21 protein-coding genes and 1 pseudogene are annotated in these 26,648 nt (G+C 64.8%); 9 read left to right on the top strand and 13 right to left on the bottom strand.

What is annotated here, in order from left to right; translation table 11 throughout:
* Nucleotides 1–61: 61 nt before the first annotated feature.
* Genes DK366_RS10530 through DK366_RS10520 form a run of 3 tightly spaced genes read left to right on the top strand, consistent with a single transcriptional unit; the run spans nt 62 to nt 2,444 of the window.
* Nucleotides 62–307: a FeoA family protein gene (locus DK366_RS10530; RefSeq protein ID WP_109125511.1), complete on the top strand. Its 246-nt coding sequence runs from the start codon at nt 62–64 to the stop codon at nt 305–307.
* Nucleotides 304–2,148, top strand: a complete 1,845-nt coding sequence (locus DK366_RS10525; RefSeq protein WP_109125510.1) for a ferrous iron transporter B — start codon at nt 304–306, stop codon at nt 2,146–2,148. Before DK366_RS10530 ends, DK366_RS10525 begins: the two co-directional genes overlap by 4 nt.
* Nucleotides 2,145–2,444 carry a DUF6587 family protein gene (locus tag DK366_RS10520; protein ID WP_109125509.1) on the top strand — a complete coding sequence of 100 codons (300 nt, stop codon included), beginning with the start codon at nt 2,145–2,147 and terminating at the stop codon, nt 2,442–2,444. Before DK366_RS10525 ends, DK366_RS10520 begins: the two co-directional genes overlap by 4 nt.
* A gap of 15 nt (nt 2,445–2,459) precedes the next feature.
* On the opposite strand, the gene DK366_RS10515 is transcribed toward DK366_RS10520, so the two are convergent.
* From DK366_RS10515 to DK366_RS10495, 5 genes are all read right to left on the bottom strand, one after another.
* A complete protein-coding gene (locus tag DK366_RS10515; protein ID WP_109125508.1) occupies nt 2,460–3,359 on the bottom strand; it encodes an SEL1-like repeat protein in 900 nt (299 codons plus the stop codon).
* A 100-nt stretch (nt 3,360–3,459) separates the two neighbouring features.
* Nucleotides 3,460–3,900 carry an SRPBCC domain-containing protein gene (locus DK366_RS10510; RefSeq protein ID WP_109125507.1) on the bottom strand — a complete coding sequence of 147 codons (441 nt, stop codon included), beginning with the start codon at nt 3,898–3,900 and terminating at the stop codon, nt 3,460–3,462.
* Nucleotides 3,897–4,259, bottom strand: a complete 363-nt coding sequence (locus DK366_RS10505) for a metalloregulator ArsR/SmtB family transcription factor (RefSeq protein ID WP_109125506.1) — start codon at nt 4,257–4,259, stop codon at nt 3,897–3,899. Before DK366_RS10505 ends, DK366_RS10510 begins: the two co-directional genes overlap by 4 nt.
* A gap of 55 nt (nt 4,260–4,314) precedes the next feature.
* Nucleotides 4,315–5,703, bottom strand: coding sequence for a hypothetical protein (locus DK366_RS21400; protein WP_198651507.1), 1,389 nt, complete (start codon nt 5,701–5,703; stop codon nt 4,315–4,317).
* On the bottom strand, nt 5,700–7,391 hold the full coding sequence (locus DK366_RS10495) for a molecular chaperone HscC (RefSeq protein WP_109125505.1): 1,692 nt from the start codon (nt 7,389–7,391) through the stop codon (nt 5,700–5,702). The genes DK366_RS21400 and DK366_RS10495 overlap by 4 nt, the downstream gene beginning before the upstream one ends.
* Before the next feature lie 128 nt (nt 7,392–7,519).
* Between DK366_RS10495 and DK366_RS10490 the strand changes: the two genes are divergently transcribed.
* Nucleotides 7,520–7,705: a hypothetical protein gene (locus DK366_RS10490; protein ID WP_109125504.1), complete on the top strand. Its 186-nt coding sequence runs from the start codon at nt 7,520–7,522 to the stop codon at nt 7,703–7,705.
* Between the two features lie 50 nt (nt 7,706–7,755).
* Here the strand turns inward: DK366_RS10490 and DK366_RS10485 are convergent, their stop codons facing one another.
* The 3 genes and pseudogenes from DK366_RS10485 to DK366_RS10475 all read right to left on the bottom strand — a co-directional run bounded on the left by DK366_RS10485 (nt 7,756) and on the right by DK366_RS10475 (nt 11,506).
* Nucleotides 7,756–9,363 (bottom strand): carboxyl transferase domain-containing protein, encoded by a 1,608-nt coding sequence (locus tag DK366_RS10485; RefSeq protein WP_109125503.1) that lies wholly within the window; start codon nt 9,361–9,363, stop codon nt 7,756–7,758.
* Between the two features lie 544 nt (nt 9,364–9,907).
* Nucleotides 9,908–10,165 (bottom strand): annotated as a pseudogene (locus DK366_RS10480) (hypothetical protein); the annotation flags it as partial.
* Nucleotides 10,166–10,324: 159 nt separating this feature from the next.
* On the bottom strand, nt 10,325–11,506 hold the full coding sequence (locus tag DK366_RS10475; protein ID WP_109125502.1) for an acetyl-CoA C-acyltransferase: 1,182 nt from the start codon (nt 11,504–11,506) through the stop codon (nt 10,325–10,327).
* A gap of 216 nt (nt 11,507–11,722) precedes the next feature.
* On the opposite strand from DK366_RS10475, the gene DK366_RS10470 reads away from it, so the two are divergent.
* Nucleotides 11,723–14,548 carry an autotransporter serine protease gene (locus DK366_RS10470; RefSeq protein WP_109125501.1) on the top strand — a complete coding sequence of 942 codons (2,826 nt, stop codon included), beginning with the start codon at nt 11,723–11,725 and terminating at the stop codon, nt 14,546–14,548.
* Nucleotides 14,549–14,714: 166 nt separating this feature from the next.
* Here DK366_RS10470 and DK366_RS10465 read toward each other — a convergent pair whose 3' ends face one another.
* The 5 genes from DK366_RS10465 to DK366_RS10445 all read right to left on the bottom strand — a co-directional run bounded on the left by DK366_RS10465 (nt 14,715) and on the right by DK366_RS10445 (nt 20,544).
* A complete protein-coding gene (locus tag DK366_RS10465) occupies nt 14,715–15,872 on the bottom strand; it encodes an isovaleryl-CoA dehydrogenase (RefSeq protein ID WP_109125500.1) in 1,158 nt (385 codons plus the stop codon).
* 112 nt (nt 15,873–15,984) lie between these two features.
* A complete protein-coding gene (yccS, locus tag DK366_RS10460; RefSeq protein ID WP_109125499.1) occupies nt 15,985–18,135 on the bottom strand; it encodes a YccS family putative transporter in 2,151 nt (716 codons plus the stop codon).
* A gap of 181 nt (nt 18,136–18,316) precedes the next feature.
* Nucleotides 18,317–19,420, bottom strand: a complete 1,104-nt coding sequence (locus tag DK366_RS10455; protein WP_109125498.1) for a Glu/Leu/Phe/Val dehydrogenase dimerization domain-containing protein — start codon at nt 19,418–19,420, stop codon at nt 18,317–18,319.
* Between the two features lie 210 nt (nt 19,421–19,630).
* A complete protein-coding gene (locus tag DK366_RS10450; protein ID WP_109125497.1) occupies nt 19,631–19,987 on the bottom strand; it encodes a YXWGXW repeat-containing protein in 357 nt (118 codons plus the stop codon).
* 230 nt (nt 19,988–20,217) lie between these two features.
* Nucleotides 20,218–20,544, bottom strand: a complete 327-nt coding sequence (locus tag DK366_RS10445; protein ID WP_109125496.1) for a YXWGXW repeat-containing protein — start codon at nt 20,542–20,544, stop codon at nt 20,218–20,220.
* Between the two features lie 176 nt (nt 20,545–20,720).
* Here DK366_RS10445 and DK366_RS10440 point away from each other — a divergent pair, with 176 nt between their 5' ends.
* The 4 genes from DK366_RS10440 to DK366_RS10425 all read left to right on the top strand — a co-directional run bounded on the left by DK366_RS10440 (nt 20,721) and on the right by DK366_RS10425 (nt 26,576).
* Nucleotides 20,721–21,344 carry a TetR/AcrR family transcriptional regulator gene (locus DK366_RS10440; protein WP_109125495.1) on the top strand — a complete coding sequence of 208 codons (624 nt, stop codon included), beginning with the start codon at nt 20,721–20,723 and terminating at the stop codon, nt 21,342–21,344.
* The gene (locus DK366_RS10435; protein ID WP_109125494.1) at nt 21,341–22,273 is read left to right on the top strand and encodes an alpha/beta hydrolase; all 933 of its coding nucleotides are present in this window, start codon (nt 21,341–21,343) and stop codon (nt 22,271–22,273) included. Before DK366_RS10440 ends, DK366_RS10435 begins: the two co-directional genes overlap by 4 nt.
* Nucleotides 22,274–22,496: 223 nt before the next feature.
* The gene (locus DK366_RS10430) at nt 22,497–25,964 is read left to right on the top strand and encodes a methylmalonyl-CoA mutase family protein (RefSeq protein WP_109125493.1); all 3,468 of its coding nucleotides are present in this window, start codon (nt 22,497–22,499) and stop codon (nt 25,962–25,964) included.
* Between the two features lie 12 nt (nt 25,965–25,976).
* Nucleotides 25,977–26,576 carry a 2'-5' RNA ligase family protein gene (locus DK366_RS10425; protein ID WP_109125492.1) on the top strand — a complete coding sequence of 200 codons (600 nt, stop codon included), beginning with the start codon at nt 25,977–25,979 and terminating at the stop codon, nt 26,574–26,576.
* Nucleotides 26,577–26,648: the final 72 nt, after the last annotated feature.

Here is a 26,648-nt window from a genome sequence, read left to right as displayed (position 1 = left end):
CGCTGCACCTGCCGGGTGCCTCATGTACAATGCGAACCATTCTTATTTGAGTTGGTGACTAGTGCGCCTGTCCGATCTTCCGAAAGGGGCTACTGCCGTGGTGGACCGAGTGGACGATGCTCATGCTTCAGACCCCATCGCGCAGCGATTGCGCGACCTCGGGTTCGTGGCAGGCGAGCCCGTTCGCGTGGTGGCGCAGGGCCCGCTGGGAGCGGACCCGTTGCTGATCCAGATCGGCTCCACGCGTTTCGCCCTGCGTCGCAAGGAAGCCGAGCGCGTGCTGGTCCATGCGGAGAAGGCGGCATGAGCGCCGGCACCTTGCGTATTGCCCTGGTCGGCAACCCCAATTGCGGCAAGACCGCCTTGTTCAACCAGCTCACGGGTGGTCGCCAGAAGGTGGCGAACTACGCCGGTGTCACGGTGGAGCGCAAGGAAGGCCGTTTTACGGCGCCCTCCGGTCGCGTGCTTCAGCTGCTGGATCTGCCCGGCACGTACAGCTTCGACGCCACCAGCCCCGACGAACAGATCACCCGCGACGTGCTGGAAGGCAATTATCCGGGCGAGGCCGTGCCGGACCTGGTGGTGTGCGTGGCCGACGCCACCAACCTGCGCCTTCACCTGCGCTTTGTATTGGAAGTGAAGCGCCTGGGTCGGCCGGTGGTGCTGGCGCTCAACATGATGGATGCCGCGCGCCGTCGCGGCATCGTGATCGACGTGGCGGAGTTGTCGCGCCGACTCGGCGTGCCGGTGGTGGAAACCATAGCGGTGAAACGCGACGGCGTGCAGGCACTGATCGCGCAGGTGGACGGCGAGATTCCGCAGGCATCCCCGGCGCAGTCGGACGATGCGGCAAGCCGTGCCGACCTGCACGCGCAGGTGCGTGAATTGATGGCCGCGACGGTGACCATGCCGCGCGCCACGGCCGAAGTGGATGACGCGCTGGATCGATGGGCGCTGCATCCCGTCTTCGGCATCGCGATTCTCGCCTTCGTGATGTTCCTGATCTTCCAGGCGGTGTATGCGGCCGGCAAACCGATGACCGACCTGATCGGTGACGGTTTTTCGTGGATGGGCGAACACGTCACCGCGTGGATGCCGGCGGGTCCGCTGCAAAGCCTGATCGTCGATGGCCTGTTTGGTGGCCTCGGCACCGTGATCGGCTTCCTGCCGGAAATCCTGGTGCTGTTCTTCTTCATCCTGGTGCTTGAGGAATCGGGCTACCTGCCGCGCGCGGCTTTCCTGCTCGCTCGCATGATGGTTTCGGTCGGTTTGACGGGGCGTTCGTTCATTCCGTTGCTTTCCAGTTGCGCCTGCGCCATTCCCGGCATCATGGGTACGCGCAGCATCACCGACCCGCGCGATCGCCTGTCCACGATTCTCGTGGCGCCCTTGATGACGTGTTCGGCGCGCCTTCCGGTGTATGCCTTGTTGATTGGTGCATTCATTCCCACAAGGCGCGTGTGGGGCATCTTCAACATGCAGGGCCTGGTGCTGTTCGCGTTGTATGCAGCCGGCATTCTTGGCGCCATGGTGGTGGCATGGGTGATGAAGAAGCTGCGTCGCGACCGCAGCGAGCATGCACTGCTGATGGAGCTGCCGTCGTATCGCTTGCCGAAGGTGCGCGACGTGGCCATTGGCCTTTACGAACGCGGCATGATTTTCCTCAAGCGCCTGACTGGCGTGATTCTCGGCCTGACGATCCTGATGTGGTTCCTCTCCACGTTCCCTTCGGCACCGGCAGGCGCCACCGGTCCGGCCATCGACTACAGCTTTGCCGGCTACATGGGACGCGGCCTGCAGTACATCTTTGCGCCGCTGGGCTTCAACTGGCAGATCAGCGTGTCGCTGATTCCCGCCTTCGCCGCGCGCGAGACCGCCGTGGCTGCGCTGGCGACGGTGTATGCGGTGGGCGGTGAAGGCGCCGACGGGGCAGGCCTTGCACAGGCACTGGCAGCCAACTTCTCGCTGGCCAGCGCGCTGTCGCTGATGGTGTGGTTTGCGTTTGCGCCGCAGTGCATGTCCACGCTGGCGGTGATCCGTCGCGAAACCAACTCGTGGCGCAACGTGGGCATCTCGTTCGGCTACATGTTCGCCGTGGCATACCTGGCTTCGTTCCTCACGTACCAGATCACGAGCTGGCTGGCATGAGTACCGGCCTGCTCGTCCAGTACGTGATCATCGGCCTGGTGGTGCTGGCCGGCGCATGGATCACCTTGCGCAAGCTCGCACCGAAGATGACCAGCCGCTGGCTGGCGTCGCTGGCACTTGGCCTGGACAAGCCGGGCAGTGCGGCGTGGAAGCGCTCGCTGGCGCATCGCCTCCAGCCGAAGCAATCCACCGGCAACTGCAGCGATGGCTGCGATACGTGCGGTTCGTGCGGGCCCAAGCCGCCTGCCGCTGCGCGCGATGCGTTTCCGCTGGAATTTCGTCCGCGCGGCAAGTAACGGCGGGTTACGCGTTCACGGGTGGTCCGAGTCGTTCAGTGGCGGATTGATCTTCCGTATAGCCGGATCGTCCGGCTTCATCGGCGTAAGAATGCCCACGGTCACCGTGCCCGACCGCAGATACGAGGCAAACTTGGGATCGTAGGGATCCCTGCTGGCGCGCAGTTGCTGGTAGGCAATGGCACCATCGGTCTGATAGACGCCTGTGACGTCACCCGCCGTGAAGGCCTGCCTGCCGTTGTCTCCCATGTCGTAGACGGTGACCGAGTCATGGCTGTTGAAGCCGATTGTTCCACCGACGATCAGATGCGGTGCCGCCGAACCCACGCGTGATCCCGTGGCCGACATCAGTACCTCGCGCCAGCGCGCCTTGGCGCGAGCCAGCGCCACCTTGTCACCGTAGGTGGGCAGCAGCTCGCGCCAGATCACGTTGGCCTCGTTGAACTGGTCCGGCGTCAGGTGTGCGTAGAGCAATTGCTTGGCGTACACGTACTGCGTTTCGTTGCGCTCCGCTGCCAACGCAAACCAGGCCATCGCGCGTGGCAGGTCCACCGGTGAACCGAGGCCATTGAGGTACATCACACCCAGGTTGTATTCGGCCGGCTTGTACGCCCACGACGCGGCAACCTTGTACATCGCGATGGCATGCTCGTAGTCGCGCTTCTGGTTGGCCAGCGCGCCGAGATAGAAAAAATATTCGCCGGGACGGGCGTCGTCTTCGGGGCGATTGAACGGATCGGTGCGGTCGCGGGGGACATCCGGCGTGGCCGCATAGCTCACCACCTGGGGCGGTGGCGCCTGGGTGTCGACCGGTATGGTGGGCAGGCTGGCGTCGGCGGCATGAAGGGTGGGGCAGATCAGCAGCCCGGCCAGTGCGGCGATGCGAAGCGACATCAGATGGTTTCGCGCGTTCATGGCGATACCTCGTGTCTGCCTGAAGTGGCAGCCATGCCAAGTTACGCCCGTGACTCGCGGCGGGCAATCGCACATGGCTGGGCCATCCAACCGCTATGCGTCAACCGGACGCCTGTTCAAGATGGCGCGCCAGGTGCGCAAGGATCTCGCCCCAGCCGTGCTGCGTCGCATCCGCCCATTCGGCCAACACCTGTTCGTGCAGCAGGGTGAGGTCGCAACCTGATCCGGCCGGAACCATATCGATGCTCACACGCGTTGTCGCCTCGGAATACCTGGGCACCGCGAAGCTGAAGACGAGCCTGCGGGGCCGGTCGATTTCCAGGTATTCGCCCACGTGATCCACGTCCACGCCGTCGCGTCGGTCGCGGAAGCAGAACCGCCCGCCGACACGGGCGTCGATATCCACCTTCACCATCTCGCCCTTCGGCGTCGCGAACAGCCAGCGTCCCGCGGTGGCGGGATCGAGCCATGCATCGAAAACACGTTCCGGGCTGGCGGCGAAATGACGGGTGATGCGCAGGGTGCGCAGGGCGGTGCTCATGGTGATGTGTCTCCGCGGGCGTCCAGGCCGTCGTCTTCCGCTCCGAGCAGGGCGTCGAGTGCGTCGAGCTCGCGGTTCCAGAACTGTTCGTAGAAGCGAAGCCAGTCATCCGCCATGGCGAGCGGCGCGGGTTCCAGCTGGCAGACATGTGTGCGGCCCTGGACCAGGCGTCGCACCAGCCCTGCACGCTCCAGCACCTTCACGTGCTTGGAGGCGGCCGCCAGCGACATGTCGAAGGGGGCGGCCAGCTCGCCGATGTTGCGTTCGCCTTCGGCCAGGCTGCGCAGCATGGCGCGGCGCGTGCCATCCATCAGGGCCTGGAACACGATGTCCAGCGCGGGGGCTTGATGTTCAACCATAGGGTTGAATGTCTGCCGCTCAGGACTGAATGTCAACCAACAGGTTGAATGTTGGTCAGGCGCGGCTGGCCGTGACACGCAGCACGGTTCGCTGGTGCCAGACATCCAGACCCCACGGCACCAGCGCCAGCAAGGCCAGCCATTCACAGGTGATGTCACGCTCCAGGGTGAACCGCAGCAACGGGAAGGCCAGGAAAACGGCGATGCGCAACACGTTGGGTGACGCCCATTTGGCGCCCGTCCACGAGCGTCGCCAGTAGCGCCGCAACGCCAGCCACGCCGCCGGCAGCATGGGAACGAGATAGAGCAGGTTGTTCGGCTGGGCGATCTTGAGTGCCGCGCCCAGCAGGCAAAGCAGCGGCACCATCAGCAGGTTCAGCCAGGGCCAGCGCGCCGATACCTGCTCGGGCCGCGCGTGCCACGCGTCCAGTGGCAAATAGGCCAGCCACAGCAGCCAGATCAGCATGGGCGCGTTGACGAGCAGCAGAAGGCCGATCAGCGGGTTGGTGTCCGGCACGCCGCCAAGCAAGGGCAGCACGCCCAGGAGCACCGCCAGGATCAGGGCGACGGCCCACCGCGCCAAACCCAGGCCCAGGCGCGCGCGCGTCACCTGTTGTGTCTGCGCGGCATCCCACCAGAAGCGCATGCGCTGGCGGTCGAACGCGGCAGGCAATTCGTCCGGACGTCCCTGGCTCACGGCCGCCATGAACTGCATGCGTTCCCGCACGGCACTGGGGCGGAAGCCGGCAAGCAACACGGACGGCCAGCGGAATGGCCGCGTGAAGTCGGTCAACAGGCGTTGCACTTTGGCGAGCGTCCATTGCCGTGAATCGAGGCGTGCGTGAAGTGCCTCGGCGTGTTCGGGCTGTACTTCCCAGGCAAGACGCATGCGCCGCGCGACCTTGGCCAGCGCGGCAGCGTCCAGGCCACTGCGAACGCGGTCGAGATCGAAGAAGCCGAGCAGGATGTCGAGGCAAGCAGGCGACATCGGCGGGATTTCGCGCGACATCTGTTCTACGCAACGCCAGCCGACGGCTTGTTTGACGTGAAGCGACCACAGTTCAGGCCGTTCGCGCAGCCATGCGTGCAAGGCGTCGGCATCGCTGCGCGTGGCCATGGCGATGACGGAATGGGCCAGGGCGAGCACATCCACAGGCACGGGCATCGCCGGCGTTGTGGCGACGTCTTCCACGGTGTGTGTGGACACCGGCGGCGAAAGCGGCGTCGATGGCTCGGGCTCTGCTGGCGTCACTGGTGCATCGCCAGCGTTGCGGGCCTGTGCGCGGCAATAGGCGAGGGCGCGCTCGTATTGCGCATGCAATTGCTGAAAACCTTGCGGATCTTCATCCGGACGCGTCACCCGCAGCCGCTGGGCGTAGGCACGCTTGAGCGCACGTTCGTCGGCATCGTGCGGCAGGCCGAACGCATCCAGTGGCGACGTCACAGGCTTTTCTCCAGCAGATCCATCGCCTCGCCGAACAGGCGGCGATGCTCGCGAATCTGGTGGTCGTCCTGGCTGTCCAGCACGGTGCGGAACTGCATGATCCATTGCTGAAGCTGTGCCCGCGCAGCGAGGTACTCCTCGTACATGCGTTCGGCACGCGCCAGCATGGCGATGTTTTCCTGCTTGTCGCGCGGGTGAACCTTGATGTCCTGCAACGCAGCCAGGCGTGCACGGATATCGGCGGGATCGAGCACGCCCGGGTTCTGCTCCAGCACCAGCTCATGGCGCGCATTCGTCGCGCGCACGGTGGCTTCAACCTGCAGCACGCCGTTGACGTCGTAGGTGAAACGCACGTCCACCGAGTTCTCGTGCGAGGCGCGTCGTTGCGGCAAGTCGATGGAGAGCGTGCCGAGCTTGATGTTGCGCTCGACCATCGGGTTCTCGCCCTGATACACATTCAGTTCGAGCTGGGCCTGGTTGTCGCGCACGGGCTGGAACGACTGCTCGCGACTCACCGGCACGGTGCTGTTGCGGTGGATGATCGGTGCAAAGAACCCCGTTTGCGGATTGCCTGCATCGTCACGGCGCGACACTTCGATGCCCAGGGTGTACGGGCACACATCGGTGAGTATCACTTCGTCCAGGCGCGTATCACGCGCTTTCAAACCGGCAGCCACGCTGGCACCCAGCGCGATGGCTTCATCCGGATTCACATGGCGCAGCGGCAGGCGGCCGAACATGCGCGACACCAGTCGCGACACCAGCGGCATGCGGCTGGCGCCGCCCACCAGCACGATCTCGCTCAGCTGCGCCGGCTGCAGGTTGGCGTCGCGCATGGCGCGTTCCAGCGGCGCACGCAGGCGATGTACCAGTGGCTCGCTCAGTCGCGCGAAACGTTCTTCATCGATCTGCCAGGTGAAGAGTTGCTCGCCGCGCTGCCATTCCACCGTGGCCGACGCGCCGTTGCCGAGCTGGCGCTTGGCCACTTCCAGGCGACGACGCAGCTGGCCGCGCTCCTGCGCAGCCAGCGAGGCGATCTCGATCTGCTGCTCGGTGCAAAACGCTGCTTCGAGGCCATCGAGGAAATCCTCGCCGCCAAGGAAGTTGTCGCCGGCGCTGGCATGCACTTCCACCACGCCCTCGAACATCTCCAGCACCGACACGTCGAACGTGCCGCCGCCGAGATCGAACACGAGGAAGCGCGACCCGTCGCGATTCTCCTGCAGGCCATAGGCGAGGGCGGCTGCCGTCGGTTCGTTGATGAGGCGTTCCACGCGGATGCCGGCGAGTTCGCCCGCGGCGCGCGTGGCCTTGCGCTGTGCATCGGAGAAGTACGCGGGCACGCTGATGACGGCCTCGGTCACCTTGGTGCCGGTGGCGGCTTCCGCGTCGGCAATCAAGGCGCGCAGGATCAGTGCGGAGAGTTCTTCGGGGCGGAACGTGTGCTTGCCCAGGCGGGTTTCACGCGGCGTGCCCATCCAGCGCTTGAAGGTGGCCACGCTGCTGTCGGGGTGGCTGACCATGCGGTCGCGCGCGGCACGGCCGACGATCACGTGGCCGTCGTCGTCCACGCTCACCACCGATGGCGTCAGCACGTCGCCCAGCGCATTGGGAAACAGCCGCGGGCCTTCCTCCCCGAAAACGCCGATCAGCGAATGGGTGGTGCCCAGATCAATGCCTACGATCATCCCTGCCAGACCCCCTGAAAGTCCTTGCGAGTTTACACGGGGGCGACCGCCCGACAGGGCTGGCCATCCGGCTTAGCACGCGTGAGACTGGCCGCGACTAAAATCCGCCGATTGCACAGGAGTCCCCCATGCAGCACACGCCCAACCCCGAATCCGCGGTGCCCGACGGCGATACCGCCGACATCACCATTTCGCCCACGCATGTGCATCATCCGGCCGGTCACAGCGTGGCCGACAGCCTGGACATCGCGGGGCACGACGAGGTGGACCACGAGACGGCGCTGCGCGAATCCTCCCTGCGGGTTCCGCGCTGATTCCCGGTTGAGTTGCATGGCACCCGCCGCATCGTGCGGCGGGTGACGCGTTACATGCGGAACACGCCGTAGCGCTGCGGTTCGATCGGCGCATTCAACGATGCAGAGATCGCCAGGCCCAGCACGCGGCGCGTATCGGCGGGATCGATGATGCCGTCGTCCCAGAGGCGCGCACTGGCGTAGTAGGGGTGGCCCTGGCGCTCGTACTGGTCGCGAATCGGCGCCTTGAAAGCTTCCTCGTCTTCCGCGCTCCACGTTTTGCCGCCGGCCTCGATGCCGTCGCGACGCACTGTCGCCAGTACCGACGCCGCCTGCTCGCCGCCCATCACGCTGATGCGCGAGTTGGGCCACATCCACAGGAAGCGCGCGCCGTAGGCGCGACCGCACATGGCGTAATTGCCGGCACCAAAACTGCCGCCAATCACCACCGTGAACTTCGGAACGTGTGAGCACGCCACCGCGGTCACCATCTTGGCGCCGTCTTTCGCGATGCCGGCGTTCTCGTACTTCTTGCCGACCATGAAACCGGTGATGTTCTGCAGGAACACCAGCGGCACGTTGCGCTGGTTGCACAATTCGATGAAGTGCGCGCCCTTGAGTGCGGACTCGGAGAACAGGATGCCGTTGTTGGCGATGATGCCCACCGGATAGCCGTGGATATGCGCGAAGCCGCATACCAGCGTCTTGCCGTAGCGTGCCTTGAACTCGTGGAACTCCGAACCATCGACGATGCGGGCGATCACCTCGCGAATGTCGAACGGGCGGCGGCTGTCCTGCGGGATGATGCCGTACAGCTCGTCCGCCGCGTACAGAGGCTCGGACGGCGCGCGCAGGGCCAGCGGCATGTCTTTCTTGCGATTGAGGCTGGCCACGATGTCGCGGGCAATGGAAAGCGCGTGGGCATCGTTCTCGGCGTAGTGATCGGCCACGCCCGACACGGCGGTATGGACGTCCGCGCCACCGAGTGCCTCGGCATCCACCACTTCGCCCGTGGCGGCCTTCACCAGCGGCGGGCCGCCAAGGAAGATCGTGCCCTGTTCGCGCACGATGATGGTCTCGTCACTCATCGCCGGCACATAGGCGCCGCCCGCGGTGCACGAACCCATGACCACGGCGATCTGCGGAATGCCCAGTCCCGACATGCGGGCCTGGTTGTAGAAGATGCGGCCGAAGTGTTCCTTGTCGGGGAAGACCTCGTCCTGCAGCGGCAGGAAGGCGCCGCCCGAATCGACCAGGTAGATGCAGGGCAGGCGGTTCTCCAGCGCGACTTCCTGCGCTCGAAGATGCTTCTTCACCGTCATGGGGAAGTAGGTGCCGCCCTTGACCGTGGCGTCGTTGGCGACCACCACCACCTCGATGCCGTTGACGCGACCGATGCCGGTGATGATGCCCGCCGCCGGTGCCGCGTCGTCGTACATGCCGTGGGCGGCAAGCGGCGAGAGCTCCAGGAACGGCGAGCCCGGATCGAGCAGGGCGCGGATGCGTTCGCGCGGCAACAGCTTGCCGCGGGCCGTGTGCTTTTCGCGGGCCTTGTCACCGCCGCCTTCCGCACTGCGTGCCAGCTCGCGGTGCAGGTCATCCACCAGCCCCTTCAGCTGCGCGCTGCTGGCCTGGAAGTCGGGTGAGCGGGAATCGATCTGCGACGCGATGACACTCATGGGCTGGGGCTGCTCTCTGGGGAGCCCCGGATGATAGCGGTCCCGGCGCAGTGGCTAAATCGGCGTCGCAACATGGAGGGGTTCGGTGGCGGACCAGCCATGCCTGCCTCACCTTTGTTCCCATCTCACCGCTATCCCTATCTCACCGTCGTTCTTACCTCACCGTCGTTCTTACCTCACCGTCACTGTTACCTCACCGTCACTGTTACCTCACCGTCACTGTTACCTCACCGTCATTCCGGCGAAGGCCGGAATCCAGCGCCTTTGCTCTGGACCCGGCTCACGGCACTGGATGACCGGCCCTTCGGCCGTTGAAAAGCGCCTCCGGCCCGCGCCGGAATGACGGTGAGGAAGATGATCCACGCGGCACCGGTCATGCGCACTTTTCATGACCAAAAAAGAACGACCACTCGAAGGCGGTCAGGCGTGCCACAGGCACAAAGAAAACCGGCCACCCGAGGGCGGCCACGCTTTTCACAGGCACAAAAAAACCGGCCGCCCGAAGGCGGCCGGTTTCGGAAGTACACGAGTGTACTTAGTGTGCAGCGGTCGAGGCAGCAGCCGGAGCGGCAGCGGTCGAAGCCGGCATCGGAGCCGGCTGTTCAACCGGAGCAGCGGCGGGCGTAGCCGGAGCCGGAGCAGCGGCCGGAGCCTCTGCTGCAGCCTTCTGAGCCTGGTCAGCAGCCTGCTGAGCCTGGTCAGCCGACTTCTGAGCGTCCTGCGCGGAATCCTGCGCGCCGTTGCTGCAAGCCGCCAGCAGCGCGACGAGCGCAGAGGCGAGAAGGGTACGCGTGAACTTCATGGTGAATCTCCTTTGCCGTGGAATGCCGTTTGGCGGGCGTATTAATAGCGCTTTCATGGGAAATGCGCCACATCTTTGTCTGAAACAGCCAAAAATCGGTTAACCCCGCTTTCATCGGCGGCCCTTGGCGGGCCTCCGATGAGCTTCTGCCATAGCGTCTTAGAGCACTTCGATGGCGAGTGCGGTGGCTTCGCCGCCACCGATGCACAATGAGGCTACGCCACGCTTCAGGCCACGCGTCTTCAATGCGTTGAGCAGCGTCACCACCAGACGCGCGCCGCTGGCGCCGATCGGATGGCCCAGCGCACAGGCGCCACCGTTGACGTTGATCTTGTCGCGCGGAATGTCCAGTTCCTTCATCGCGGCCATGGCGACCACGGCAAAGGCTTCGTTGACCTCGAACAGGTCCACGTCACCGACCTTCCAGCCCGCCTTCTCGAGCACCTTGTGCAGCGCGCCCACCGGTGCGGTGGTGAACCATTCCGGTTCCTGCGAATGCGTGGCGTGGGCCACGATGCGCGCCAGCGGAGTCAGGCCGCGGGCCTTGGCATCGTCCGCGGAAAGCAGCACCACGGCGGCGGCACCGTCGGAGATGCTGGAAGAGCTGGCGGCCGTGATGGTGCCGTTTTCCTTGCGGAACGCGGGCTTGAGCGTCGGGATCTTGGTGACGTCGGAGCGGCTCGGCTGCTCGTCGGTGTCGACCTTCACGTCGCCTTTGCGGCCGGACACGGTCACCGGGACGATCTCGTCGGCGAAGGCACCCGAGGCCTGTGCAGCCTTCGCGCGCTCAACGGATTCCACCGAGAACTTGTCCTGGTCTTCGCGGGTGAAGTGGTACTTGTCCGCGCACTGTTCACCGAACACGCCCATGGCCTTGCCGTCGTACGGGTTGGTCAGGCCGTCCCACGCCATGTGGTCCACCAGCGTGCCGTCGCCGTAGCGGATGCCGGTACGCGCGTTGACCATGTGCGGCGCATTGGTCATGGACTCCATGCCGCCCGCGACAACGACGCCGGCCGAGCCGGCCTTGATCAGATCGTGGCCCAGCATGATGGCCTTCATGCCCGAACCGCAGACCTTGTTGACCGTGGTGCAGCCAGCCGACACGGGCAGGCCGGCGCCCAGCGACGCCTGGCGCGCAGGTGCCTGGCCGAGGTTGGCGGGCAGCACGCAGCCCATGATCACCTCGCCGACATCAGCGGGAGCCACACCGGCCTGCTCCAGGGCGGCACGAATGGCGGTGGCACCCAGCGTAGGGGTGGGAACGCCGGTGAACTGGCCGAGGAAGGAGCCAATGGCGGTGCGCTTGGCACCGGCGATGACAACGCTGACGTCCGACATGGAGATCTCCGCAAGTACTTGATGGGGTCATGCCCCGGTTTAGTCGGGGAATTATCGCAGCCCCCCAACAGCGGGGGCAAACCGGCCCTTGTGCGATGGCAGCGCGATCTTGCTGGCATTTAGTTGCGATTTCGTTGTGCAAAGATGGCGGTGCGCGGATGCAATGGGGGCCGCGCTTTCCACCATATGTGGTGCTTCAGGCGACGCGGGGGCGTTATGAACAGGGCGAAGCGTGGTTATCGATACCGCCAGGGAGCGGTATTGGCGTTTGTGGCAATGGCGCTGGCGGCCTGCGGCGGCGGAGGTGGCGGCAACACCCGGCCTTCAGCGCCAGCTCCCGCACCGGCACCCGCTCCGGCGCCTGCACCCGCGTCCTCCGTGCCGACGCCACCCATTGACGCCCAGTTGAACCTGACCAACACCTATGCCGCGCACAACGCCGGCTATACCGGTGCCGGCGTCACCATCGGCATTGTGGATACCGGCGTGACATCCACGCATCCGGCGCTGACGGGGCGCGTGATCAAGGAACTGACCTACGTCGATCCGTCGACCAACAACCTGAAGGTGGACGACGTCAACGGTCACGGCACCTATGTGGCGGAGATCGCGGCAGGTACATCGTTCGGGCAATTCGCGGGCGGCATCGCGCCGGGCGCGGATATCGTTTCCGCGCGCATCATCGACGACAGCGCGCCGGACGATAACGGCTCCACCGCGCCGGCGACGGTTACGTCATCGGATGCCATACCGCTGGGCCAGGTGAATGCGGACCTGATCACCAACGGCGTGAAGGTGATGAACAACTCGTGGGGCGGCATCAGCTGGAGCTCCAGCGATACGGCCCCCACGCAGGCTTTCCACGACGCCTACAGCCCCTTCATCAACACCTGGGGCGGACTGGTGGTGTTTGCGGCGGGCAACGATTCCCAGGCCAACCCCAGCACCATTGCCTCGCTACCCAGTCTTGCGCCGGATCTTGAAAAAGGCTGGCTCACGGTGGTGGCGATCAACAGCAACAGTCCGACGCAGCTGGACAGCTATTCCAACAAGTGCGGCATCGCCATGAACTACTGCCTGGCCGCACCAGGCGACGTGATCGTGAGCGGCAAGAGCGATACCAGCACAGCGAACGAAACCTACTGGATCGTCGAAGGCACATCGCTGGCGGCGCCGCAGGTATCCGGTGCGGCGGCGCTGGTATGGCAGGCCTATCCGTATTTCACCAACGACCTCGTGCGCCAGACGTTGTTGGGTACGGCCGATCCGCTGGGTGGTTCGCAGCCCAACGCCACCTACGGTTACGGCGAACTCGACGTGGGCAAGGCGGTGAACGGGCCGGAGCAGTTCAACTGGGGCGACGTTACCGTCAGTTTCAGCGGCAGCTCCAGCTGGAATAACCCCATTTCGGGCGCGGGCGGCCTGGTCAAGCAGGGCACGGGCACGCTCACGCTGACGCAGCCTTCCAGCTACACCGGTTTGACGGATGTGCAGGGCGGCATGCTGGTGGCGAAGTCGCTGGCATCGAGCCTCAGCATTGAAGCGCAGGGCGTGGTGAGCGGCACGCCGTCCATTGGCGGTTCGGTGACCAATGCCGGTGTGCTGGCGGTGGCCGGTTCCGACGTCACGGTCGGTGGCAACTACACGCAGCAGGGTGCGGGTCGACTCGCGGTCTCGCTGGGTTCGGCGTTGCGCGTCACGGGAACGGCGTCGCTCACCGGCGGTGACCTCTATGTCACTGGCATCAATTCGGGCTACGTGGCCAATACCCATACGGACGTCCTTACGGCCAATGGCGGTATCTCAGGAACGTTCTCTGCATTGAATGTCGCCACGGGTGTGCTGCTGGCAGCGTCGCTCAACTACAACAGCACCGACGCGTGGTTGAACGTGAGCCAGGTGCAGGCGACGGCGGTCACCGGCATGACGTACACGCCGGCATCGTTCGGTGCGGCGGTGCGCATCGACGGCGCCTTCAGCCAGATCAATGCGCAGACGGTTTCGGGCACCACGGTCACCGGCAATCCGCTGCCGAGTTCCTTCATCAGCGGCGCGGCGAGCCTGCAACAGACCTCGTCGGTCAGTGCCTTGCAGCAGTCGCTCAGCTCGCTTTCCGGCCAGCTGCATGCGGCGAGCGCGGCCATGACCTTCGATGCCATGGATGCCGGCACTCGCGCCCTGTCGCAACGCTTCGACCAACTGGGCGACGTGTACGCCACCGGCGGCTGGACGCAAAACCTCAGCAGCTACGGCAGCATGGATCGCAGCGGTTACGACAGCGTCGGCTATGACCTCAGCGGCTGGATGGTGGGCCAGGACCGCCGCCTCGGCAGCAATGGCGTGCTCGGTTTCGCCGTGAGCCAGACGCAGGATCTTGGCCGCCTCGACGAGTTCGCCGACCAGGGCAACAGTCGTGCTTTCGAAGGCATGCTCTACGGCGGCCTGGTGCAGAACCAGTGGTACGCCATGGGACGCCTGGGCATGGGCAGCTATCGCGAAGACATGCGCCGCCACGTGGAACTGGGCAGCGATGTGGAGAGCGTTGCCAGCGACACCAACGGCACCTATGACATTGCCTATGGTGAAAGCGGTTACCGCATGGATGTGGCCGGCGTGCATGTCACGCCGTACGTGAATCTGCAGTACGCCAACATCCGCACCGATGGCTTCGATGAACTGGGCGGCGATGGCTTTGGCCTCAAGGGCTCCAGCCAGGCCATCGAACGCTGGCAGGGTGGTGCGGGCTTGCGCGCCGGTCGTGACTGGTCGATGTCCGGCGGCAGCAGCCTGAGCGTGCAGGCACACCTGCTGTGGCAGCGCGCTTTCAGCATGCGCGGCGATGTGATGGATGCCAGCTTCTCCGTGCTCAACCAGTGGTCGCCCGTGGGCGGCATCGGCCTGTCGCGCTACGGTGGCGATGCAGGGTTGAGCGTCGACTGGGCTCTGTCTCGCCGGTCACGTTTGTCGCTCGGCATGGATCAGTACGTCGCCGAACACGAACACGGAAAGATGGACACGCTGGCCTATCGCCTGAGCTTCTAGCCCGGCATTTGACACCCTCTCCCCGAAGGGGAGAGGGAGAAGTGCAACGTGCGCGAAAAGTCTGCTTGGAACCCTCTTCATGCGAGTGCACTGCGAGGTACTCGCTATGTGGATAGTGAGAGCGTCAAGGAATCAGTGAGACTCACAAAAGAGCCAAGTCCCAACATCACGCCTTGCCGTGAAACAACTCTCGCCCGATCAGCATGCGGCGGAGTTCATTGGTGCCGGCGCCAATCTCGTACAGCTTCGCATCACGCAGCAGGCGACCGGCCGGGAACTCGTTGATGTATCCGTTGCCGCCCAGCGTCTGAATGGCTTCCAGCGCGACCTTCACGGCGTTCTGCGATGCGTTGAGCAGGCAGGCCGCAGGGTCGATGCGCGACTTCACGTTGCTGTCGAATTGCTGGGCCACCATGTAGGCAAAACCACGCGAGCTTTGCAGCGCGGTGTACATGTCGGCGATCTTCGCCTGCATCACGCCGAAGGTGCCGATGGGGGCGTTGAACTGCTTGCGCTCCCGCACGTACGGCAGGGAAATATCCAGTGCAGCCTGCATCAGGCCGATGGGGCCACCCGACAGCACAAGGCGTTCGGTGTCCAGGCCGCTCATCAGCACGCGCACGCCTTCGTTCACTTCACCCACGATGTTCTCTTCGGGGATCTCGCAATCCTCGAACACCAGTTCGCAGGTGTTGGAACCACGCATGCCGAGCTTGTCGAGCTTCTGCGCGGTGCTGAAACCCTTCATGCCTTTTTCGACAATGAAGGCCGTCATGCAGCGGCTGCCGGCCGGACGCGGCGCGGTGCGCATGTAGACCAGCAGCACATCCGCATCGGGACCGTTGGTGATCCACATCTTCGAGCCGTTGGCGACCCACACGTCGCCCTTCTTCTCGGCCTTGCAGCTCATCGAGCCGACCACGTCGGAGCCGGCGCCGGGTTCGCTCATGGCCAGCGCGCCGACGTATTCGCCCGAACACAACTTGGGAATGTATTTGCGGCGCTGTGCTTCGTTGCCGTTGTGGAAGATGTTCTGCACGCACAGGTTGGAGTGGGCGCCATAGGAAAGGCCGACCGAACCGGATGCACGCGAGATTTCTTCCATCGCCACCATGTGGGCCAGGAAGCCCATGCCGCTGCCGCCGTACTCTTCGGGAATGGTGATGCCCAGCAGGCCCATGTCGCCGAACTTGCGCCACAGGTCGGCCGGGAAAAGGTTTTCGCGGTCGATGTGGTCGGCGCGCGGGGCGATCTCTTTCTCCGCGAATGCATGCACGCTGTCGCGCAGCAGATCGATCTCTTCACCCAGCGGAAACGGACGCATGCCTACGGACTCCACAAATGCCTGAGGCGTTCATGGTACCGCGCCGCCCATGACAAGCCGTTGCGCGTCGCACAACCGCCAGGCGCAATTTGCACCGCGAATCACGGTTTTATCAGGGCGCGTTCAGCACCGTGGCCAGTTCGGCAAGTCGGTCGCGCTGTGCCAGTACCTGCGCGAGCTGGCCGAGCACGAGACGTTCGGTGTCGTCGTGGGCATGCGTGGCGAGCGGTTCCAGCAGGGCGGTGTCATCGGTGACGGTCTGCGCGGTCATGCCACGGGCCAATGCATCGCCCAGCTGTGCCAGCGCATCGACTACCGTGCTGCCGGCGCGGGTTACCGCGTCGCGCGACGCGGGCGACGCAATGGCCTCGCGGTTGGCGCCCAGGGCGGAAAGCTGCCCGAGCAGGGTGTGGGCTGCGGACAGGAAGCGAAGCAGCGTCTCCGTGCCGCGTCGGTGTCGTCCGGGTTCGCGCAACATGTTGGCGAGCACGGCGCTCAGCGTGGCGTTCGCGTTATGCGCATCGCGACGGGCGATACGGTAATCGAGGTCATCGCGTCGCCCATCGACGTACTGCCGCATGATCTGCGTGAGGTAATGCGCGTCGCTGCGCACCATGTCGGCGAGCACATCGTCAAAGCGGCGTCCTTGCCAGTCGGGCAGAATCAGGCGCATGGCAAGCGCGGCAATGGCGGTGCCGATCAGCGTGTCCAGCAAGCGTGGCCACATGACGTCGTAACCGCTGCCCACCTGGTTGAAGCACAGCACGACGAACAACGTGATGGCCGCGGTTGCCGTGGTGTATTTGCGAAGGCGTGCAGCAAAAAACACCACGCCCGAAATCACGATCAGCGGCATTTGCCCCGGACCGAACGGTACGAGTTTCAGCGTGGCCCAACCCAGCACCAGGCCAATGACCGTGCCCGCCACACGCTGAAGAAGCCGCACACGCGTGGCGCCGTAGCTGGGCTGACAGACCAGCAGCGTCGTCAGCAAAATCCAGTAGCCGTGCTTGGGATGCACGGCGTGCAGCACCGCGTAGCCCACCAGCAGGGCCAGCGAGAGGCGCAGCGCATGCCGGAAGCGGAACGATCGCGCGGTGAGCTGCAAGCGGATGCGGTCCCATGCATCGCCGAAGGATTGCGGGCCGGGGTTCTGCAACAGCCTTTCCTGCGGGCTGTCCGGCGTCTCGATGGGCGTGTTGCCCGCCAATGATTGCTGGATGGCCGCGATGTTGCGGATGAGTGCGTCGAGCGCGCGCAGCAAATGCGCGGCGGGTGGCTGTGGCAGGTCGTGCAGCGCGGCCAATGCGCCGCGCAGGTCGGCGATGGCGGCTTCACTGCTCGCGTTTACTTGCGTTGGCGTGCGAAAGCGCAGCGCGTCGGCGCGGAGGCGGCAGGTCTTGGCTTCCAGTCGAAGCATGTGTTCACAGCGAAACAGCACATCGCTGTGGAACAGCGCCTCGCTCAGCGCATCGTACGGATAGTGCGCTGAGCTGATGCGTTCGTGGATGTCCTGCGCGAGGAAATACGTTTGCAGTCGCGTTGCTGTCGTGCCGCGCGGCCGACGCGCGCCGATGCGGTCCACCAGCATCAAGCGCGTGTCGTTCAGCGCTTCGACGACGCGTTCGTTCTGCATGGCCAGCGACCATTGCAACGCTTCGCGATCGACGCCATGAACCGGCGTGAACAGCGCGGCCTTGCCTTCGAGGTAGTCCGCGAGTGCATCGAACAGCCGCGCCAGCGACAGGCGCACGGCTTGCTGTGGCGCGAGCACGCTCCACAACAGGGACAGCGCGCCGTACCACGCGGCGCCTTCCAGCAGGAGCAAGGGCTGATGCCACCACGGGCCGGTATTCGCCTGGTCGGCGCCGATCATGGTGTACACCGCGAGCAGCAAGGTGGCGCCGGCGACCGTGGCGTAGCGTTCGCTCGCCGCCCCCAGCATCACCAGCAAAAAGGTGGAGACGGGCAGGCCGATGCCGAAAAGGAGAGGGTGGGGAAACAGCCACTGCACGGCGAACGCCGAGACGGCAAAGCACGCCAGCGTAAGGAGCAGCGTGGTGATGCGGTTGCGCCAGTGGTCTTCGGTTTCTGCGAGCGCGCAGGCGATGACGCCCAGAAGGATGGATACCACTTCGTTGATGCGCCCCGTGCCGAAGCACCACCCCGCGGCGCCTCCCAGCGCAAGCAAGACGCGGAGGCATTCGGCGTAGCGGTCGGAGCCGCGCAGGCGGCGCCAGCGGTGGGCGAGGGTATCGAGCATGGGGGCAGCATACGATGCGGCGATGCCCTTGTAGGATTTTGTAGGAGCGCACTTGTGCGCGACCGGCATGCGAACGGCGTGTCGCTCTGGTAGGCCGGTCGCGCACAAGTGCGCTCCTACAGGGGCACCGCAAAAAAACGCCGGCACGAGGCCGGCGTTTTCGTCACACGTACCGCCGTGCTTACTGACCGCGCATGCGACCCGCAAAACGCGGACCGTGGTTGCCCATGCTCGGCAGCTTGATCTTGCCGATGGCGTCGATGCGCTCTTCGGCCAGGCGATCGGCCGCCTTGTAGGTCGGCACGCCTTCGCTCTTGGAGATTTCGAAGATGCGACCCAGGTTGTAGTAGATGGTGCGCATCATGCGCATGGCGCGCTCGCGGTTGTAGCCGTCGATTTCCAGCGACACGTTCATCACGCCGCCGGCGTTGACGGCGTAGTCGGGGGCGTAGAGCACGCCGCGACGCTGCAGTTCGTCACCAATGGCGTCGGTGGCCAGCTGGTTGTTGGCCGCGCCGCAGATGATCTTGGCCTTGATGCGGTCAATCGTCTGCTCGTTGAGCGTGCCACCCAGGGCGCACGGCGAGTACACGTCGGCGTCGACGTCGTAGATCTCGTCCAGGCCCACGGCTTCGCAGCCCAGCTCGTCCACGCAGCGCTGCACGGCATCCTTGTTGATGTCGGTGACGAACACCTTGGCGCCCTGTTCGCGCAGCAGCTTGATGAATTCGCTGCCCACGTGGCCGGCACCCTGCACGGCGTAGCTGTACTTGCCCACGTCTTCGTTGCCGTGCTTGACCTGCAGCGCGGCCATCAGGCCCTGCAGCGTGCCGAACGCGGTGAACGGCGACGGGTCGCCCGAACCGCCGTGCACCTGGTGCACGCCGGTGACGTATTCAGTTTCACGGAACACGTATTCCATGTCGTTGACGTCGATGCCAACGTCTTCGGCCGTGATGTAGCGGCCATTGAGCGAGTTGACGAAGCGACCGAACGCGCGGAACAGCGCCTCGGACTTGTCCTTGCTCGGATCGCCGATGATGACGGCCTTGCCACCGCCCAGGTTCAGGCCGGCCACGGCGTTCTTGTAGGTCATGCCGCGCGACAGGCGCAGCACGTCGTTCACCGCGTCCTGCTCGCTCTTGTACGGCCACATGCGCAGACCGCCGAGCGCAGGGCCCAGCACCGTGTTGTGGATCGCGATGATGGCCTTCAGGCCAGCGTCCTGGTTGTGGCAGAAGACGACTTCTTCGTGACCCGTTTTGGCGATGGTTTCGAAAATCATTGGAACGGAAACTCCAAGTTGTGTGCCCGGGGACGGCACGCCGGGATGGCGGCGGGAACGGTGCAGCGCGAACCCGCCAAGGCTGAAAACGCCTGAAACTCAAACGCCCCAGCAGGGCTGGGGCGATGAATCGAGTTCCCAATTCTAATACGGGGCGAGGCGAGGCTGGTGCCGCGCCGCATCAAAGCGCCGCCGTATGGGCTTGCGGCCTTAGCCCTGCACCCACACGCCCACGTTCAAATGCCAGCCGTCACCACGCTGCACGTAATGCGGGTGCACGTAGTGGTAACCCGGGCGCGCCGGCTCCCAGTGACCGTGCATGGCGATGTACTTGTGACCATTCCAGTGCCAGTAGCCGCGAGCCCAGATGTAACCCGGGCGCGGTGCGGGTTCTTCTTCCACCAGCACGGTCGGCGGCGGCTGCGGTGCGATGACTTCGACGTAAGCCGGCGCCGGTGCGGGTTCTTCGACAACCACGGGATGATGGCGCGGCGGCGGAGGCGGCTCGACCACGCAACCGCTGGCGAGCATGACGACGGCGGCAAGTGCGACGAAACGAATCGACATAAATGAAGTGGCCTTTGTGAAAGTGGATGACTGCGGCGGCGGACGATGACGTGCGTGGCTGAGGGCCACCTTTCTTGCGAAAGACGCTCTTTTTCGTTGAACAGCAAGGATTTGCGCCGCCGATGCAGGCCGGGCGCGCGATGCGCCCGGCTGCGTTCGGCTAGGTGGTTGATGCGGCAGGTTTCACGATGTCTTCGGCGACATCATCCAAGCCGCAAGGAGCTGCGGAATCAGCGGCCCCAGTAACCCTCATGCATGCGCCAGCCATCGTGCGCATGTTCCCAGCGGGCCGGGTGATAAACGTAACCGGGGCGCGCACGCACCCACGTTCCGCCCACCCATACGTGGCGACCGCCATCCCAACGCCAGTAGCCAGGCGTCCAGGCGTAACCCGGGCGCGGCGGCGGCACGGCTTCATAACGCGGCGGCGGCGGTGCAACGCCAATGCCGACCGAGACATCGACGCCTGCCGAGGCGGGCGGTGCGAACGTCATCGCTCCCGCGCTTGCGATGCCAAGACCAACGAGCAGGGCGAGTTTGCGGGTATTGCTCAGCATGATGTCGTCTCCTTGGTAATCGGCCGCACCCCGCGGCCTCAATGCGGGGAACGGCGCATTTCCTTGCCTTGTTGACCGTTGAGGCCCGGCTCGTTCAGGTTCGCGGGGGCAAAACGCTGCGATCCGTTCAGTTTTCTTGACGAGAAAAGAACGAACGGTCGTGCTATTTTCGTGTCATGAACGTCGCCGCCCCCGGCAAACGCGCCGCCACGCGCGAACTCATCCTCGACCACGCCTTCGAACTCGCGCGCAGGGAGGGCTTGGAAGGGCTGTCCATCGGCGCACTCGCGCAGGACGTGGGCATGTCCAAGAGCGGCGTCTTCGCCCACTTCGGTTCGCGTGAGGATCTGCAACTGGCGGTGCTTGAGGCAGGGCAGCTGCGTTTCCTGCAGCGCGTGAAATGGCCGGCGCTGAAACTGCCGCGCGGTTTGCCACGCATGCGCGCCATCGTTACCAACTGGGTTGAATGGGGCCAGGAATATCAAAGTGGTTGCGTGCTTCTCACGGCAGCCAGCGAATACGACGGCCGCGAAGGCGCATTGCACGACACCGTGACGAAGCAGCAGGCGGGATGGCGGCAGGAGATGTGCCGTGCCATCGGCCACGCGGTGGAGAACGGCGAACTGCGCGACGACACTGACCCGCCGCAGCTCGCCTTCGAAATCTACGCACTCATGCTTGGCCTGCACCACGATGCGGGCCTGTTCGGTTTTGACGAAGCACGCCGCCACACGCTGGCCGCGTTCGAGCGCTTGATCGCCAGCTACAGCCCGCAAGCCGGGCAGAGGACTGCGCCATGACCCACGCCACCACCGTCGCCAAGCATCGTCGTGGTCCTCATCCGTTCGCGCTGGGTGCCGTGCGTGCGGGCTTCACGCTGGCAAGCCGACTTGCGCCGACGCGCGCGGTGGAGCGTGCGCTGCGTCTGTTCGTCACGCCGTTTGCCAGCAGCCGCGCACGCGCGCAGGCCGCGCAGGCAGATGCCCACATGCAGCGCGGCGAGCTTCAGGTCAACGGCCGGCGCATCGTTACCTATACATGGGGCGATCCCTCGCGGCAGCCCTATGTGCTGCTCGTGCACGGCTGGTCCAGCTTCGGCCTGCGCTATCTGCCGTGGGTGCAGGCGTTGCGCGACATGGGCTACGCGCTGGTGACGTTCGACCAGCCGGGACATGGCAACAGCGGCGGGCGCCAGTGCACGCTGCCCGATTTCATCGATACCGTGCGCGACGTCGGGCGCCACTTCGGCGATGCCGAGCTGACTATCGCCCACTCGCTGGGTGGTGCCGCCGCCGCGCTGGCGCAGGGCGAGGCATGGCACGCGCGGAAACTCATCCTCATCGCGCCAGCGGCAGATCCCGTGGCGGCCACCCAGCGCTTCACGCAGTTCGTGCGCCTTGGCGAGCACCTGCGCGTACGCCTGCATGACAGCCTGGAAGCCATGACGGGCATCAACATCCACGAACTGCAGGTGCATCGTCACCTGCCGTTGCTGGGGCAGCCGACACTGGTCGTGCATGACCTGGATGATCGCGACGTACCCTGGGCCGAAGGCGAGCGTTACGCGCGCCACATGCACGGCGCGCGTTTGCTCACCACGCAGGGGCTGGGACATCACCATGTGCTGGATGCACCGGAAGTGATCGAGGCTTCGCTGGCATTCTTGCGTGGTGAGACGGTGGGCGAGCGCGTGGTGTCGTCGCCGAATTTGCCGTTTGGGGATTCCTGAAGCGCCTGTCGCGCACAGGGTGCGCTCCCACACAATGTCGCCGAATCCCTGTGGGAGCGCACCCTGTGCGCGACAGCTACATGCACGATACCTGTCCGCACGGTCCGCGCCGAGGTGAGGGGAAACCGTTGCCACGCCTCACTTCTCCGCGCCGCAACATGTTCCAAACGTAACAAACCACTAAAATCGGGAGTCCGACGCATCCGCAGTCCCCGGAGTCCCCATGAGCTCGCCCGCCCAGCACGTTTCCGCCAGTTCCGCCCAGGCGGAAACCCGCCCGTTGCGCTTCGTCACCGCCGCCAGCCTGTTCGACGGCCACGATGCGGCCATCAACATCATGCGTCGCATCATCCAGTCGCAGGGCGCGGAGGTGATCCATCTGGGTCATAACCGCTCGGTGGAGGACGTGGTTCGCGCGGCGCTGCAGGAAGACGCCGACGCCATCGCGCTGTCGTCGTACCAGGGTGGCCATGTCGAGTACTTCAAGTACATGGTCGACATGCTCAAGGAACACAACGCCTCGCACATCCGCGTGTTCGGCGGTGGCGGCGGCACCATCACGCCGGAAGAGATCCGCGAACTGCAGGCCTACGGCGTCGAGCGCATCTACCACCCGAACGACGGCATGAAGCTCGGCCTCACCGAGATGATCGAAGACGTGATGCTGCGCACGCGCGCCGCCGCGGTGAAGCGCGCCAAGGACGAACAGACGTCCACGCTTTCGCCGATGGTGGATATCGCCAACGAAATCGCCGTGGGTCACGTGCTCTCCGCGCTCGAAGAAGGCGAGATCAGCGAGGCCGAGCTCGACCATCTGCGCAAGCAGTGGAAGATGGCCGGCAAGCAGACGCCGGTGCTCGGCGTTACCGGCACGGGCGGCGCGGGCAAGTCGTCGGTGGTGGACGAACTGCTGCTGCGCTTCCTGCATGCGTTCCCCGAGATGCGCATTGCCGTGCTTGCGGTGGACCCGACGCGTCGTCGCAGCGGCGGTGCGCTGCTGGGCGACCGCATCCGCATGAATTCCCTGCGCAGTCACCGCGTGTACATGCGTTCGATGGCCACGCGTCGCCAGCACGCTGCCACCAGTGCGGTGCTGCGTGACTGCATCGATTTTCTGAAGGCGCAGCCGTACGACCTTGTCATCGTCGAAACCGCCGGCATCGGCCAGAGCGATTCGGAAATCGTCGACCTGGTGGATTTCCCCACCTATGTGATGACCAGCGACTACGGCGCAGCCAGCCAGCTCGAAAAGATCGACATGCTCGACTTCGCCGAGTTGATCGTGCTCAACAAGTTCGACAAGCGCGGCGCCGAAGACGCGTTGCGCGACGTGCGCAAGCAGTGGAAGCGCAACCGCACGGCCTTCACGCTCACCGATGAGCAGGTGCCGGTGTATCCCAGCATCGCCAGCCAGTTCAACGATCCGGGCGTCACCTGGATGTTCAGCAACCTGTGCCGCCTGCTGCGCGAAAAGCTCAGCCTGCCGGCCGAAAAGTGGACGCCCAGCCTCGACACCACGCTGAAGGAACCACGCGCCACTGTGCTCATTCCCGGTGCCCGCGTGCGCTACCTCGCGGAGATCGCCGAGCAGGGGCGCGGCATCAACAAGGAAATCGAGCACGAAGCCGAATTCGCCAGCAAGGCGCAGCATTACTACGAATCGCTGAAGGAACTGGGCGACGCGCATCTGCCGCGCGAACTGGCCCGCTACGAATCCGAAGCGCTGCACGAAGAAGGTGCGGACCGCACGTTGCTCACCCTGCGCCAGCGCTACAACGCGGCCATCAAGGAACTGAGCCACGAGGCGATCCACCTGCTGCACGACTGGCCCAAGCGCTACAAGTCGGTGACCGAGGAGGTCAACGAATACAAGGTGCGCGACAAGGTGATTCGTGTGGAGAACTACCGCACGTCGCTCAGCCATCAAAAGATCCCGAAGGTGGCGCCGCCCAAGACGAAGGATTGGGGTGACCTGCTGCGCTTCCTGATGCGCGAGAACCTGCCCGGCCATTACCCGTACACCGGCGGCGTGTATCCGTATCGCCGCACCGGTGAAGATCCCACCCGCATGTTCGCGGGCGAGGGCACGCCCGAGCGCACCAACCGTCGCTTCCACTACCTGAGCCAGGGTGGCGCGGCCACGCGTCTGTCCACCGCGTTCGACTCGGTCACGCTGTACGGCGAAGATCCCGCGCCTCGTCCGGACATCTACGGCAAGATCGGCAACTCCGGCGTCAACATCGCCACGCTGGACGACATGAAGAAGCTGTACTCCGGCTTCGATCTCAGCGCGCCGAGCAGTTCCGTGTCGATGACCATCAATGGTCCGGCACCGATCATCCTGGCGATGTTCATGAACACCGCCATCGACCAGAACATCGAAAAGTATTTGAAGGAAGACCCGGCGCGCTGGGCTGATGCCGAGAAGAAACTGGCGTCGATGTTCCCGAATGGCCGTCCGCAGTACTCGGGTGATCTGCCCAAGGGCAATGAAGGCCTCGGCCTTGGCCTGCTCGGCGTCACTGGCGACCAGCTGGTGGATGCCGACACCTACGCGCGCATCAAGGAGGAAACCCTGCAGACCGTGCGCGGCACCGTGCAGGCGGACATCCTGAAGGAAGACCAGGCGCAGAACACCTGTATCTTCTCGACCGAATTCGCGCTGCGCATGATGGGCGACATCCAGCAGTATTTCGTCGACCACAAGGTGCGCAACTTCTACTCGGTGTCGATCTCCGGCTATCACATTGCCGAGGCGGGCGCGAACCCGATCAGCCAGCTGGCCTTCACGCTGTCGAACGGCTTCACCATCGTGGAGTACTACCTCGCGCGCGGCATGCAGATCGACGACTTCGCGCCGAACCTGTCGTTCTTCTTCTCCAACGGCATGGACCCGGAATACACCGTGATCGGCCGCGTGGCCCGCCGCATCTGGGCGCGCGCCATGCGCGAGCGCTACGGCGCCAGCGCGCGCAGCCAGATGATGAAGTACCACATCCAGACGTCCGGCCGTTCGCTGCACGCGCAGGAAATCCAGTTCAACGACATCCGCACCACGCTGCAGGCGCTGTACGCGCTGTTCGACAACTGCAACAGCCTGCACACCAACGCCTACGACGAAGCCATCACCACGCCGACGGAAGAAAGCGTGCGTCGCGCGGTGGCGATCCAGATGATCATCAACAAGGAACTGGGCCTCAACTTCAACGAGAACCCGTGGCAGGGCAGCCACATCGTCGATGCGCTCACCGACATCGTCGAAGAGGCCGTCTACAAGGAGTTCGAGGCGATCAGCGAACGCGGCGGCGTGCTCGGCGCGATGGACACCATGTACCAGCGCGGCAAGATCCAGGAAGAGTCGATGTATTACGAGCAGAAGAAGCACGATGGCAGCCTTCCGCTGATCGGCGTGAACACCTTCCTGCCGAAGGACCACGGCGGCGAAATCGCCACCGAGATCGAACTCATCCGTTCCACCGAAGGCGAGAAGGGCCAGCAGATCGACAACGTGCTGGCCTTCGGCAAGGCACGCAACGGCTTGGCGCCGGAGAGCCTGAAGACGCTGCAGAACACCGCACGCGATCGCCAGAACGTGTTCGAGCAGCTGATGGAAGCCGTGAAGTACAACTCGCTCGGCCAGATCAGTCACGCGTTGTATGACGTGGGCGGCGAATATCGCCGCAACATGTAAGCGGAGCAGGTGATGGCAGGCGGTGATCTGTTTGGACTATCCGGCGACGAAGGCCTGGCGCCGGAGTGCAACTACTTCTTTGCGCTGATGCCGGCGGGCATCGCCCTGCAGCAGATCGGCGAACGGCGTGCGCACGCCGTTCGCGAGGCGCAGGAGCTACGCCCATCGCCGGTCGAGGATCATCGTCTGCATCTGACCTTGTGTACTCCCAAGAGCCTCAAGCGGTTGCGTGCTCCTTTCGAGGAGTCGCTCAAGCGTGCGGGTGATGATGTGACCGCTGCCGCCTTCGGGCTGCGCCTGGATGGCTTTGAGAAATTCACCGGCGGCTACGGGCAGGCGTGCCTCGTCCTGCGCAGCGACGGGGAAACCGGACCGCGAGCGCAGGCGCTGAAGGACGCCATCGGCGAAGCGCTTTTCAAGCATGGTTTCGGCTGGGACAAGGGCGCGCTGTCGCCCCATGTGACTCTGTACTACGCCAACGATGTCGCGCTGCCCGACAGTGTCGGCCAGCCCGTCGATTGGCAGGTGGACGAATTCGTGCTGATCCGCAGCCATGTGGGCAAGCATCGGCACGATGTGATCGGACGATGGCCGTTAGCCGCCGCCGCGTGAGCTGATCCGCCGCCCCACGGCGGTGGCGCGGCAAGCCCCTGGAAAAACACCGCCGCCCGACTCACAGCCGCG

Origin of the sequence: Dyella sp. C11, assembly GCF_003121485.1 — a bacterium.
Classification (GTDB): domain Bacteria; phylum Pseudomonadota; class Gammaproteobacteria; order Xanthomonadales; family Rhodanobacteraceae; genus Dyella.
The sequence above is the reverse complement of the archived record's forward strand: the minus strand, read 5'-3'. Positions and strand labels throughout refer to the sequence as shown.